Annotated in this window: 14 protein-coding genes and 1 pseudogene; 10 read left to right on the forward strand and 5 right to left on the reverse strand. The window is 75.0% G+C overall.

The genetic code is table 11. The features are described 5' to 3' along the window. Nucleotides 1-109: 109 nt before the first annotated feature. Complete coding sequence (locus BLQ97_RS12595; RefSeq protein WP_091366197.1) at nt 110-559, forward strand: hypothetical protein; 450 nt, start codon at nt 110-112, stop codon at nt 557-559. Next, a pseudogene (locus tag BLQ97_RS24485) lies at nt 556-1,071 on the forward strand (hypothetical protein); the annotation flags it as partial. The gene BLQ97_RS12595 and the pseudogene BLQ97_RS24485, both read left to right, overlap by 4 nt. Before the next feature lie 14 nt (nt 1,072-1,085). On the opposite strand, the gene BLQ97_RS12600 reads toward BLQ97_RS24485, so the two are convergent. Next, nucleotides 1,086-2,162: a DUF2332 domain-containing protein gene (locus BLQ97_RS12600; RefSeq protein ID WP_091366198.1), complete on the reverse strand. Its 1,077-nt coding sequence runs from the start codon at nt 2,160-2,162 to the stop codon at nt 1,086-1,088. A 4-nt stretch (nt 2,163-2,166) separates the two neighbouring features. Next, nucleotides 2,167-2,910, reverse strand: coding sequence for an enoyl-CoA hydratase-related protein (locus BLQ97_RS12605; protein ID WP_091366199.1), 744 nt, complete (start codon nt 2,908-2,910; stop codon nt 2,167-2,169). A gap of 122 nt (nt 2,911-3,032) precedes the next feature. Between BLQ97_RS12605 and BLQ97_RS12610 the strand changes: the two genes are divergently transcribed. Together BLQ97_RS12610 and BLQ97_RS12615 are read left to right on the forward strand one after the other, a co-directional pair. Further along, entirely contained in the window at nt 3,033-4,112 is a 1,080-nt protein-coding gene (locus tag BLQ97_RS12610; protein WP_091366200.1) for a WD40 repeat domain-containing protein, read from the forward strand. A 65-nt stretch (nt 4,113-4,177) separates the two neighbouring features. Further along, nucleotides 4,178-5,356, forward strand: a complete 1,179-nt coding sequence (locus tag BLQ97_RS12615) for an LLM class flavin-dependent oxidoreductase (protein ID WP_091366201.1) — start codon at nt 4,178-4,180, stop codon at nt 5,354-5,356. A gap of 68 nt (nt 5,357-5,424) precedes the next feature. On the opposite strand, the gene BLQ97_RS12620 is transcribed toward BLQ97_RS12615, so the two are convergent. Together BLQ97_RS12620 and BLQ97_RS12625 are read right to left on the reverse strand one after the other, a co-directional pair. Further along, nucleotides 5,425-6,264 (reverse strand): SGNH/GDSL hydrolase family protein, encoded by an 840-nt coding sequence (locus tag BLQ97_RS12620; RefSeq protein WP_091366202.1) that lies wholly within the window; start codon nt 6,262-6,264, stop codon nt 5,425-5,427. A gap of 95 nt (nt 6,265-6,359) precedes the next feature. Next, nucleotides 6,360-6,926: a TIGR03086 family metal-binding protein gene (locus tag BLQ97_RS12625; RefSeq protein WP_245692119.1), complete on the reverse strand. Its 567-nt coding sequence runs from the start codon at nt 6,924-6,926 to the stop codon at nt 6,360-6,362. A gap of 79 nt (nt 6,927-7,005) precedes the next feature. Between BLQ97_RS12625 and BLQ97_RS12630 the strand changes: the two genes are divergently transcribed. From BLQ97_RS12630 to BLQ97_RS12655, 6 genes are all read left to right on the forward strand, one after another. Continuing rightward, complete coding sequence (locus tag BLQ97_RS12630; RefSeq protein ID WP_091366204.1) at nt 7,006-7,779, forward strand: DUF6308 family protein; 774 nt, start codon at nt 7,006-7,008, stop codon at nt 7,777-7,779. 67 nt (nt 7,780-7,846) lie between these two features. Beyond that, nucleotides 7,847-8,428 carry a hypothetical protein gene (locus BLQ97_RS12635; protein ID WP_139173619.1) on the forward strand — a complete coding sequence of 194 codons (582 nt, stop codon included), beginning with the start codon at nt 7,847-7,849 and terminating at the stop codon, nt 8,426-8,428. Nucleotides 8,429-8,556: 128 nt separating this feature from the next. Next, the gene (locus tag BLQ97_RS12640) at nt 8,557-9,339 is read left to right on the forward strand and encodes a hypothetical protein (RefSeq protein WP_139173621.1); all 783 of its coding nucleotides are present in this window, start codon (nt 8,557-8,559) and stop codon (nt 9,337-9,339) included. Between the two features lie 108 nt (nt 9,340-9,447). Continuing rightward, the gene (locus tag BLQ97_RS24350) at nt 9,448-9,747 is read left to right on the forward strand and encodes a type II toxin-antitoxin system VapC family toxin (protein ID WP_425402618.1); all 300 of its coding nucleotides are present in this window, start codon (nt 9,448-9,450) and stop codon (nt 9,745-9,747) included. Then, nucleotides 9,744-10,166, forward strand: coding sequence for a DUF1810 domain-containing protein (locus BLQ97_RS12650; protein WP_342670507.1), 423 nt, complete (start codon nt 9,744-9,746; stop codon nt 10,164-10,166). Before BLQ97_RS24350 ends, BLQ97_RS12650 begins: the two co-directional genes overlap by 4 nt. 110 nt (nt 10,167-10,276) lie before the next feature. Continuing rightward, on the forward strand, nt 10,277-11,335 hold the full coding sequence (locus BLQ97_RS12655) for a glutathione S-transferase family protein (RefSeq protein WP_091366208.1): 1,059 nt from the start codon (nt 10,277-10,279) through the stop codon (nt 11,333-11,335). Nucleotides 11,336-11,339: 4 nt separating this feature from the next. Here the strand turns inward: BLQ97_RS12655 and BLQ97_RS12660 are convergent, their stop codons facing one another. Further along, nucleotides 11,340-11,588 carry a hypothetical protein gene (locus tag BLQ97_RS12660; protein ID WP_139173623.1) on the reverse strand — a complete coding sequence of 83 codons (249 nt, stop codon included), beginning with the start codon at nt 11,586-11,588 and terminating at the stop codon, nt 11,340-11,342. Between the last annotated feature and the right edge of the window lie 295 nt (nt 11,589-11,883).

The raw sequence follows: 11,883 nt of genomic DNA on the forward strand, positions 1-11,883 counted from the left end.
CGTGCGACGAGCGGGCGGCCGTCCACAGACTCGGTCTGGTCAGGTCGCTCCCGCCCGGAGCTGTGGAGAACCTCCGGAGACGGTCCCGGCCGGTGCCACGGTGTCCCGCGTGACGACACCTCCCCTCGCCGACGTCCCCGTCCACTCCTCCCTCGCGTTGACCCGCCGCTGGGTCGACCTCTTGCGTCCTCCGTCGTTCGACGGCCGCAGCCTCTGGCTGGCCTGGTTCGCCGCCGACGGCCGGCAGTCCCCCGTCCTGGTCCCCGTGGAGGACGTCCCCCTGCTGCCCGACCGGCAGCTGCTCGCCGGGCTGCTCGACGTGCACGCTGAGGTGGCGGCTTCCCTCGGCCCGGACGGCGCGCACCTGGCCATGGCGCTGTGCCGTCCCGGCGAGCCGGCGGTCACCGAGGACGACGACGGGTGGGCCGTCGCCTGTCACGAGGTGCTCGACGACGCGCTCGACGGCACGTGGAGCCTGCACCTGGCCGCCGGGGGCCGGGTCGAGCCGCTCGTCGACGTGCCGTGGGCCTTCCTGCGGCAGGCCGGCGGTGCCCGGTGAACGCCGAGGAGCCCTGGTCGCCGGGGCAGGCCGCCGTCCCGCAGTGGACGCCGCAGCCGGGCGCCCGGGCGGTCGACGCCGTCCCGGCCCTGCCACCGGCCGGTCGTCGCCGCCGTCGTGGCGGACTCCTCGTCGCCGCGGCGGTGCTCACGGTCGCTGCGGTGGTCGGCGGCGTGGTCGCCCACCACGTGCTCGGTTCGCGGCCGGCCTCACCGTCCGAGGTGGTCGAGCAGTACCTGACCGCCGACCAGCGCCACGACTGGACCGCGTCGTGGGCACTCCTCTGCTCCGCCGAGCAGGAGGCGACCGGATCCTTCGAGCAGTACGTCCGCCTGAAGAACGCGGTGATGGCCAGCACGGGACAGGACGTCGCCGATGTCACCGTCGTCGTCGGAGGATCCCGCACCCGGGCGGTCTCTCCCTCACGGTCCTACCTGGTCACCTTCTGGGTCGGGCACGACGGCTCCATGCACCGCGAGGAGATCGGCGTCGTCGAGCAGGACGGCGAGTTCCGCGTCTGCAGCGGTCAGCCGGCCGTCACGTGTGCCTCCCCGTCGCTTCGAGGGACCTCCGCCAGCCAGGACAACAGCCGGCCCCGCGACCAGCACCGGCCCACGGCCTCGGCGCGCACCACCGCCCCGTCGAGCACCGTCACGCCGACGGTGCTGTGCCCGGACGCCCGGCGGTCGCCCAGCGTCGGGACCGCCGGCGCGACGCCGACCCCCTCCACCGACACCCACGCCACCGCCCGGTGAGCCGCGACCTCGTCGAGCCGGTGCAGGAAGCGCAGCCGGCTCTGCAGCGGGTACCGCGACAGCGCCCACGTCGTGGTGACGACGGGCAGCGCGCCGCCGGGCACCCGGGCGACGGCGTCGGGCAGCACGTCGACGGCGTCCCCGCGCACGAGCTGCGGAGGGTCGGCCGCCACGAGCGCGAGCTCGGCCGCGAGCTGCGCCGCCCGCTCCGGCCGGTCGGGCGGCACGCAGGCGCGCAGCCAGCGGACGTCGTCCGGGTCGCTCACGTCGACCGGGTCGGGGTCGACGGCGACCCGCGCGACCACCTCGGGCACCGCTGTCGACGGGACCGGCCGGCCACCCACCACCGACGCCGACAGCCGCACCGGCGACGCCGGGTCGCCCACCACCTGCCCGGTGTCGTAGGCGATGCCCAGCCGGTCGAGGTGCGGGTTCAGCGCCGGCGAGCCGACGTCGACCAGCCCGACCGCGTCCGCGCCCGCCCGCCGCGCCGCCTCAGCAACGGCCGGGTACAGCACGGCGCAGCGGGTGGCCTCGACGGTCCGCACCGGCCGCCGCACGGCGAGCGCGTCGGCCGACAGCAGCACCGCGTCGACCGCCGCGGCGGCGGCCGCCTCGCCGTCCCCCTCCGCGTGGGCGGCGGCGAGCGCCGGGGCACCGCCGGCCAGCGCGAGGTCGTGCAGCGCGGCGAGCACGCCTGCGGGCTGCCGGGCCCGCACCGCCTCCAGCGCCCGCAGCGCCTCGGCGGACCCACTCAGCGCGAGGGCCACCCGCGCCTGCAGCGGCGACGTCCCGGCGTCCTCGCCGAAGCGCCGGAGCGCCTCGGCGAGACCGCCGCGCGAGGCCACGGGGTCAGCGGGCCTGCCGGCGCATCGACCACATCTGCGCCGGGCGCTCGAACTGGCTGGCGACCTCCCAGCTCACCGCACCGTTGACGACCTCCCGCCGGAAGTTGCCCACCGCCACCCGCGCCAGCTCCGGGTCGGCGGCGACGCGGCGGGCCAGCTCCAGCGCGCGCGGCTCGACGTCGGCGTCGTCCACCGACTCCCACGCCAGGCCCAGCTCGACGGCCTTCGTCCCGTTGACCTCCTCGCCGAACAGCGCCATCGCCGCGACGGCCCCGCAGCCGATCAGCCGCAACAGGATCACGAAGTGCCCGCCGCCGGGGTGCATGCCGCGCTTGAGGAAGCCGGCGATCAGGCGGGCGTCGCTCGCGACGATGCGCAGGTCGGTGGCCAGCAGCATGTTCATGCCCGCGCCCACGGCCGACCCGCGCACCGCCGCGATGGTGGGCACCCTCACCTGGCCCAGCCGGTAGAAGGAGTCGTAGATCCGGCTCATGCCGTCGTAGGCGTCGGGCGCGGCCGGGTCCTGGCCGGCGCTGGTCAGCGTGGCGATGTCACCGCCCGCGCAGAACGACTTCCCCACCGCGCGGACGACCAGCGCGCCGACCTCCGGCTGGGCGTCGACCTGGTCGAACACCTCGATGAGCCGGCCGGCCATGTCCGGCGTGAGCGCGTTGCGCCGGTCGGGCGCGTTGAGCGTCACCACCGCCACGCCGCCGTCGACCTCGAGCAGGACCTCGGCGTCAGCCACGAGCGCACCTCCACGTCGGGGGCCCGGCACCGCCGCCGGCCCGTCAGCGCATCAGACCACGACGCCCGGTTGCCGCCCCCGCCGGGACGGACCCACACTCGGCTCCCGACCCCGGAGCCCGCATGCCGTCCGCCCGCCGCGCCGCCTGTTCCGCCCTCGTCGCGCTGGTGGCCGTCACCGGGTGCACCGGTGTCGAGGGCGAGCCCGGCCCGGCACCGCGGACGTTCACGGAGAACTTCGGCAGCGCCGACCTCGACAGCGTCGCGCCTGCCGGCGTCGACGTCCTCGACCTCGCGGCCGTCCCCGACGGCGGGAGCCTCGCCCTGGTCGCCGACACCGCCGACCCGCGCGTCGGCTACCTGGTGCCGATCAGCCAGGAGGGGCTCGGCGACGTCCGTCGGGTCGAGGACGTCGGCACGCAGCTGTTCGTCACCCCCGACGGCACCGCGCTCGTCACCGGCCCGGGCCGGCTCACCCGGGTCCCGCCCGGCGGGGCGCTCCCCACGGTGGTCGAGGTCGGCGTGGTGGGGGATGCCGCCGCCCTCTCCCCCGACGGCCGCCGCCTCTACCTGGCCACGGACGACGGCCGGCTCGCCGCCGTCGACGCCGCAACGGGCGAGGTCACGGCCACCACCGCCCTCGCCGAGGGGCTCACCGTGCAGTCCCTCGCCGTCCGCCCCGACGGCGGCCCCACCGCGCTGCTCAGCGACGCCCGCGCCCCCGACCTCGCCGACGTCGCCGCCCTGGCCACCTGGGACGACGACCTCCAGCAGACCGCCGGCCCGATCGAACTCGCCCCCGACCAGCCGGCCAGCATCCCGTCGGCCCTGCAGGTCACCGACGACGGCACCGCCGTCGCCACCCTCACCGCGGGCTCGGGCGACGACCCGTTCCGCGTGGTCACCGTCGCCGGCGAGGAGGTCACCACGTTCCCGATCCCCGGGACCGACCGCACGCCCGCCGACCTCGCCGTCTCCCCCGACGGGCGGGTCGCCTACCTGCCGGTGGTCGGCTTCGAGGTCGAGTCCGGGGTGGTCACGCTCGACCTGTCCGACGGCGACCAGCTCGCCGCCGCGCAGCTGTGCCCCGGTCAGGGCGCGTTCGGCCAGGTGGCGCTGGCCGCCGACGGCGCAACGCTCACCGTCGTCGGCTCCTGCACCACCGCCCAGGCACCGACGTCACTCGCGTTCATCGCGGGCTGACCCTCGCCAGCACCGTGTGACCTGCACCACCATGTGCAGCATCCCCGAACCGAGGAGGACCCCTCATGGACCGGCTGCGTTTCGGCACCTTCCTGGCCCCGTTCCACCCCGCCGGCGAGAACCCGACGCTCGCCCTGCAGCGCGACCTGGAACTGGTCGAGCACCTCGACCGGCTCGGCTACGACGAGGCCTGGATCGGCGAGCACCACTCGGCCGGCACCGAGATCATCGCCTCCCCCGAGATCTTCATCGCCGCGGCCGCCGAGCGGACCCGGCACATCAAGCTGGGCACCGGCGTCACCTCGGTCGCGTACCACAACCCGCTCTGGGTGGCCGAGCGCATGGTGCTGCTCGACCACCTCACCCGCGGCCGCGCGATGCTCGGCTGCGGCCCCGGCTCGCTGCCCACCGACTCGATGATGCTGGGGCTCACCCCCACGGACACCCGCGAGCTGCTCGAGGTCGACCTCGACATCATCATGCGGCTGCTGCGCGGCGAGACGGTCACCGAGCAGACCAAGACGCACAACCTGGTCAACGCCCGGCTGCACCTGCGCCCCTACACCCAGCCCTGCTTCGACATCGCCGTCGCCGCGGTCGCCTCCCCGACCGGCCCGCGGATGGCCGGCCGGCACGGCGTCGGGCTGCTCTCCATCGGCGCCACCCTCACCAAGGACGGCTTCGACGCCCTGGCCCACCACTGGAACGTCGTCGAGGAGCGGGCTGCGCACTTCGGCCAGACCGTCTCCCGGCGCGACTGGCGGCTGGTCGGGCTGATGCACATCGCCGAGACGCGCGAGCAGGCCTACGCCGACGTCCAGTACGGCATCGAGACGTGGTTCCGCTACTTCCAGAAGACGGCGGCCTTCCCGCAGATGGCCGTCGAGGGCGGCGACGCCAAGGAGATGATCGACTTCATCAACGAGGCCGGCATCGGCGCCATCGGCACCGTCGAGGACGCCCGCGCGCAGGTGCAGCGGCTGTGGGACCAGTCCGGCGGCTTCGGCGCGATGCTGCTGCTCGGCCACGAGTGGGCCAACCCGCAGGCCACCAAGCGCTCGTGGGAGCTCATCGCCCAGCACGTCATGCCGCACTTCCAGGGCGGGGAGATCAGCCACGCGCAGGCGACGCTCGACGCCAAGGAGTACGCCGGCGGCAAGCGCGAGGACTACGCCGCCGCGCAGCTGCAGGCCGTCGCGACGATGACCGAGCGGTACGAGAAGGAGAAGGCCGGCCAGAGCTGACGGCGGTGGTGGGGTGACGGTCCGGCCGTCACCCCACCGGCCCGCCGGGCAGCTCCCGCGCCCGGACCTCAGCGGGCCAGCGTCGCGTAGAGCTGCGCGGCGATCTCGGCGTGCCCGGACGGGTTCGGGTGCAGGCAGTCCCGCCCGCCGACGTACTGGCTCGCGTCCAGCTCGCCGTACAGGTCGGTCACCTGGGCGCCGGTCTCCCCCGCGACCGCGCGGATGACGTCGTTCAGCCCCGACTGCAGCGAGAGCACGCCCGGGACGGTGCCGCCCTCCAGGACGACGTCCGCGATCGCCGGTGCGGCGGGGTTCACCCCGGTCAGGAAGCAGGAGCCGATCGGGTTGTAGTAGGTCGTCACGACGACCTCGGTGTCCCGTCCGGCGGCGGCGACCAGCGACCCGAGGACCTCGGTGAGGCGCTGCCGCACGCCGGCCAGCGCGGCGTCGACCGTGGCCCGGCAGCCCGCCGGCGCTGTCGTGGCGATGCAGGCGGCGACGATGGGCGTGAAGACGTCGTTCCCGCCGATGGTCACCGTGACGACCTCGACGTCGTTCTTCGGGTCCTGGTCGGCGTCCCGCTCCGCGATGACCTCCAGCGCCCGGGGCAGCTGCTGTGCCAGCAGGGACGCCGTCGTCGCGCCGGGCACGGCCAGGTTCACCAGCTCGACGTCCGCCAGCGACTGCCCGGTCGCCTTGTCGGCCGCCGGGTTGTAGTCCTCGTCGAGGAGGTCCTCGAGCAGCGCGGGGTAGCCCGCACCCGGCGCTGCACCGACACCGGCGGGCACGGAGTCGCCCAGCGCCAGGTAGACCGGCGACCCGAGCGGGGAACCCGGATCAGCGATCGCCGGAGCCGCTGCCACCAGCGGCAGGAGCGCCGCCAACCCGACCACCAACTGCCTGCGCATGATCTCCCCCGATCGTGGACCGCCCCGTGCCGCTTGCACGCGGTGTGAGCACCTCACCGCCGGCAGCACTCACGGACCAGGGTCCGAGGACCGTGTCAGGCCGGCGGTCGCCACCCCGGGTGGCGGCCGGTGGCGCCGAGCAGCCGGTCGAGCGCCGGGGCGCCGTCGGGCACGGGGACGCGCGGGCCGTAGAGGCCGGGCGGGCGGTCGTCGCCGAAGGAGTCGGCGAAGGCGCGGCACGCCTCGGCGCTCGCGTCGTCCACGGCGTAGGGCTGGCCGGTGGCGACGGCGAGGTCCCAGCCGTGGACGACGACCTCGTCGAGCGCGACGACGGCGGCCACCTCGGCGGGCATCTCGACGCCGCCGGCGGCGGTCGCCCCCTCGTGCGCCGCGGGGTCCCGCCACGCGGCGGCCAGCGCGTCGAGCTGTGCGGGGACGTAGGTGCGCCAGTCGGCGGGCAGGTGCGCGGGGTCGGTGGAGGCGGTGCCGTCGACGGGCGTCTTCTCCGCCGCCATGCGGAAGGCGTAGGCGAGACCGGCCAGGTGGCCGAGGACCCCCGCCACGGACGTGCCCTCGCACGGGGTGGGCGCGGACAGCTGGTCGTCGCGGACCCCGGCCACCACGCGCGCCACCGCGGTCGCCGCCGGTCCCAGGTCGAGCATCGGCATGTCGGTGGTGACCCGCCGCGCCGCCGGGACTCATCGGCCACCGGCGCCGAGTTCCCGGGGCGAGAATGGCGCCGTGACAGGGGGACGGCGGGACGACGCTGCCCTGGTTCTCCCCTCCGCCGGTCCCGACCCGATCCCGCTGGGCACCGCGCTGGCCGCCGTCCTCGGCTACGCCCGCGGACGCCGCCCGCTCTTCTTCCGCTCCCCCAGCGCGCCGCACGGCCGCTGGTTCCAGGTGCTCGCCTACGGCTTCGACCGCTTCGACGGCCAGCCGCCGGAGACCGCCGACCGGCCCACCGACCGCGACGTGCTGCTGGCCGAGGGCCTGCACGGCCGGCTCGACCCGGTCGGGTGGCGGGCGGTGCGCACCGACCTCGACGAGGTGTGGCCGCTGCTCGGCGACCTGCGCGCCCGCGCCGGCGGCCGACCGTTCTGGGAGCTCCCGGACGACGAGTTCTCCGTGCTGGCCGAGCCGGGCACCGCGGGCGCCGTCCTCCGCTCGCTCACCGACCGGCCGACCGCGCGCCACGTCGTCGCCGCGCTGCACCACCGCCACCCCTCGCTGGTGCCGCTGGTCGACGGCGTCACGCGGCGGCAGCTGTGGGGGCACCTGCGCGAGGGCGACAGCGGCCCGGAGGCGTGCATCTCCCGGGAGGTGCACGCGAACGCGGCGGCCTTCGCCCGCCTGGAGACGGCGACGGCGACGCTGCTCGGCCGGCCGGTGACCCGCCTGCGACTGCATGACGTGCTGGTGTGGCTGGCCGGGTCGCTGCGGATGACGCACGCGGTTGCCGTCGGGCGCGCGCTGGCCGCGGAGTCGGGACTGGAGGCCGCGCTCGCGCGCTGACGTCCTTCGGGTGGCTCTCCACAGGGTCGGCCCACGCGGCGCGGCGATCTGGCTATCGTGCCCAGCCGTGCGTGATCACAGGGGGCGGATCCGACTGGCGGCGGCGCTCGTGCTGGGGACGGCGCTGCTGGCGGGCTGCTCCGAGGACGCCGCGGCGCCCAGCGAGAGCCTGCCCTCGGCCACATCCGCGCCGACGACCGAGGCGCTGCCCGTGGTCGGTCCGGCCGACTTCCCCGTGCCGCCGGCGGCCCGCACCCAGGACGCCGCCGGCGCCGAGACCTTCCTCCGCTACTGGATCGACCTGCTCGAGCGGCAGCAGGCTGTTCCGGCAGGCCAGCCCCTCCGCGACCTCGGACCCGACTGCGGCGAGTGTCAGCGCATCGCCCGGGTCTTCGACGAGACAGCGGCCAGCGGGTGGAGGTACCAGGGCGGCGAGTTGACGCTCAACGACGTGCCCGCGCCCGTCATGGAGGGCGAGACCGCCTACGTCAGCTTCGGGATCCGGCAGGAGGCCGTACAGCGGGTCGACGCCACTGGAGCTCCGGTCGACGACGGTCAGGACGTCGCGCCCAATGTCTTTGGTGGCATCAACCTCATTTGGTCGGCCGCGAGTCAGTCCTGGGTCGTGACGGGCTTCGGCTACGGATGATTAAAACTGCACTTCGTAGCCTGTTCGCGTTACTGATTGTGTCGGTCATCGCCGTTGTGAACGCCGACTCCGCCGCAGGCGACTGCAGCTACTCAAGATGTCCCGAGACGGAGCTCGATGCAGGCTCGGTGACAACCGAGTACTCCGGCGCCGCTATCGGCGGGTTGATCGGCGACGACGGCAGCGGAGGGGACGGGCTCGGCCCGTTCTACGTGTACCGGCTGCGCCAACCGTGTGTCCTGGTCGAGGAGCGGGGCGACCTCTGCAACGCGCTCGACTTCCAGGCATGTCCGGCCGATCCGGGCCGGGTGGTCCGCTTCCTCACCGTCCAGCAGCGGGCCGTGGTCCGCGCCAACGGTAGCGCTGCCATCCCGGTCCCTGGAGGAGCACAGCCCGGCGACTTCCTCGGGGACTGGGTCGACCTCCGGACCGAGTGCCTGGACATCACCGCGCTCAACCCGCCGCCGTCGCCGGACGAGGTGTTCAGCTACTTCCAGCGCCTGCCGCTCCCCCAGCTGACCACCCGGCACGCACCGCCCGGCGACGGCCTGTCCGGGCTCCCGGTCGCCTTCTGGACCGACTCGCCCACCGCCCAGACCTTCACCGTGGACATCCGCGGCTTCACCGTCGTCATCGCCGCGGAGGCGCAGCAGTTCACCTGGCGCACCGGAGACCCCGCCGTGCCGACGCTCACCAGCACCGAGCCCGGCGGCCCGTACCCCGACCAGGCCGCCGAGCACCTGTACCGCTCGGGCACCTGGACGGCCGGCCTCACCGTGACCTGGGGTGCCACGTTCACCGTCGACGGCAGCGCGCCGGCCGACGTCCCCGGCACCACCACGACCGACGGCCCGCCCGTCACCTTTGACGTCGTCGAGGCGACCGCCGTCCTCACCAACCCCTACGACTGACTGCGCAACGTCCCCGACGAGGTCGTCGAGCGCCTCACCGCGGCCCAGGGGTGGTCGGCACTCGACACCTGGCGCCGCCTGGGGGTCACCCGTCACCCGGCCCCCGGGCTGCTCGACCGCGTCTGGCAGCTCCGCGCGACCGTCACCCCCTACGACGCCACCTACGTCGCGCTCGCCGAGGCCCTGGGGTGCGCGCTGGTGACGGCGGACGGCCGGCTGGCCCGGGCGTCCGGACTCTCGTGCCCCGTGACGGTGGTCCCGCGCCAGCTCCCGGCGAAACCTCCTGCGAGAGGGTGGTTGTGGTCGCCGACACGCGCGGACATGCCGTCCCGAGCGGCACCAGGTGCCTACTCGGCCCGTGCCGTGTCCGTTCCCCCACGCGAACGACCGGGTAGGGCATGGCCGTGAGCGGCGACCCGTACGGCCTGCGCCGCTTCGTCGACGCCCAGGCCGGCAGCTACGAGCAGGCGCTGGCCGAGCTGCGCGCCGGGCGCAAGACCAGCCACTGGATGTGGTTCGTGTTCCCGCAGGTCGCCGGGCTGGGCCGCAGCCCGACGGCGCAGCACTACGCGGTCACCGGCCTCGACGAGGCGCGCGCCTACCTAGCCCACCCGGTGCTCGGCCCGCGGCTGGTGGAGTGCGCGCGGGTGCTCACCGAGCTGCCGGGCACCGACCCGGTGGCGGTGTTCGGCCCGGTCGACGCCGTCAAGCTGCGCTCGTCGATGACGCTGTTCGCGTACGCCGACCCGGACGAGCCGGCCTTCCGCGCCGTCCTCGAGCAGTACTTCGCCGGCGAGGAGGACCCGGCGACGACGGCCCGCCTGTAGTCCCGAGCCACGTCGTGCTCCGCCCCGCAGGTGTGGGCAGAGCACGACTCCGCTGGACACCAGGTGCCGCCCGGCGGGCGGAGGCACCCGGTCTCGGCGAGGCTGGGCCGGTGAGCGACGACAACAGCGGGTCCGGGTACGTCACCAGCGGTCAGGAGTACGACCGCGACACCAACTACCTGGAGGACCGGATCACCGCCGACGGGTCCAGCGGGTGGGCCGTGGAGCCCGGCCGGTACCGGCTGGTCATCGCCCGCGCCTGCCCGTGGGCCAACCGCGCGGCCATCGTGCGCCGGCTGCTCGGCCTGGAGCCGGTCATCTCGATGGGCATCTGCGGCCCCACCCACGACGAGCGCAGCTGGACCTTCGACCTCGACCCCGGCGGCCGCGACCCGGTGCTCGGGTACGAGCGGCTGCAGGAGGCCTTCTTCGCCCGCGACCCGCAGTACCCGCGCGGCATCACCGTGCCGGCGATGGTCGACCTCCCGACGAAGGCCGTCGTCACCAACGACTTCATGCAGATGACGCTCGACCTCTCCACCGAGTGGACGGCGCACCACCGCGACGGCGCCCCCGACCTCTACCCCGAGGAGCTGCGGGACGAGATGGACGAGGTGATGCAGCGCGTCTACACCGAGGTCAACAACGGCGTCTACCGGTGCGGCTTCGCGGGCTCGCAGCGCGCCTACGACAAGGCCTACGACCGGCTGTGGACGGCGCTGGACTGGCTGGAGGAGCGGCTGTCGACGCGGCGCTTCCTCCTGGGCGACACGATCACCGAGGCCGACGTCCGGCTGTTCACCACGCTGGCCCGCTTCGACGCCGTCTACCACGGCCACTTCAAGTGCAACCGGCAGAAGCTGACCGAGATGCCGGCGCTGTGGGGCTACGCGCGCGACCTGTTCCAGACGCCGGGCTTCGGGGACACCACCGACTTCCCGCAGATCAAGGAGCACTACTACGTCGTGCACGCCGACATCAACCCGACGCAGGTCATCCCCATGGGCCCGGACACGTCGGTCTGGCTGACCCCGCACGGGCGCGAGGAGCTCGGGGGCTCACCGTTCGGCGACGGGACGCCGCCGGGGCCGGTCGCGCCCGGCGAGGAGGTGCCGGCCGACCACGGGCCCGGCGGGCTCGGCCACCGTCCCGACGAGGAGCGGCACTAGCGGGTCAGCACCCGCCCCCGCCGCCGTCGCAGCCCCCGCCGCCCCCTCCGTCGAAGCCGCCACCGCCCCAGCCGCCGCTGTCGGCGGTGCCGGCGACGTAGGTGCCGCTGACGAGGTGGCCGACGTCGTGCGCGCGGCTCGACCGGCGCCCGGGGACGGCAGGACGCCGTCCGGCGCCGGCTCGGGACCGCTGCAGGCCGAAGGCCAGGAGGAGGAGCGCCGCCACCATCGCGAGGAGCACCACTGCCGTCATGGCGGAACTGTCCCGTGACGGAGGCCGGTGCGCCAGTGCTGGCGCCGCGTCGGTCGCCCCCACCTCCTCGTCGCCGTCACCGGCGTCAGCGCAGTGCGGCCGGCGGAGGTGGCGACCGTCTCGTCGGGCGCCACCTCCGCCGCCCTTCACGTCGGGCGGGGAGGTCAGGGGTCCCGCGCGCGAGCGCAGGTCGCCGGCAGCGGTACCCCCATCCCCGATACCTCCCCGCCCGGTGGCCCCGGCCCAGTCGCCCAGGTCGGGGTCACGCCGGGGAGGCGTGCACGACCGACCGGTG

The organism is Geodermatophilus telluris, assembly GCF_900102745.1.
Taxonomy (GTDB): Bacteria; Actinomycetota; Actinomycetes; order Mycobacteriales; family Geodermatophilaceae; genus Geodermatophilus; species Geodermatophilus telluris.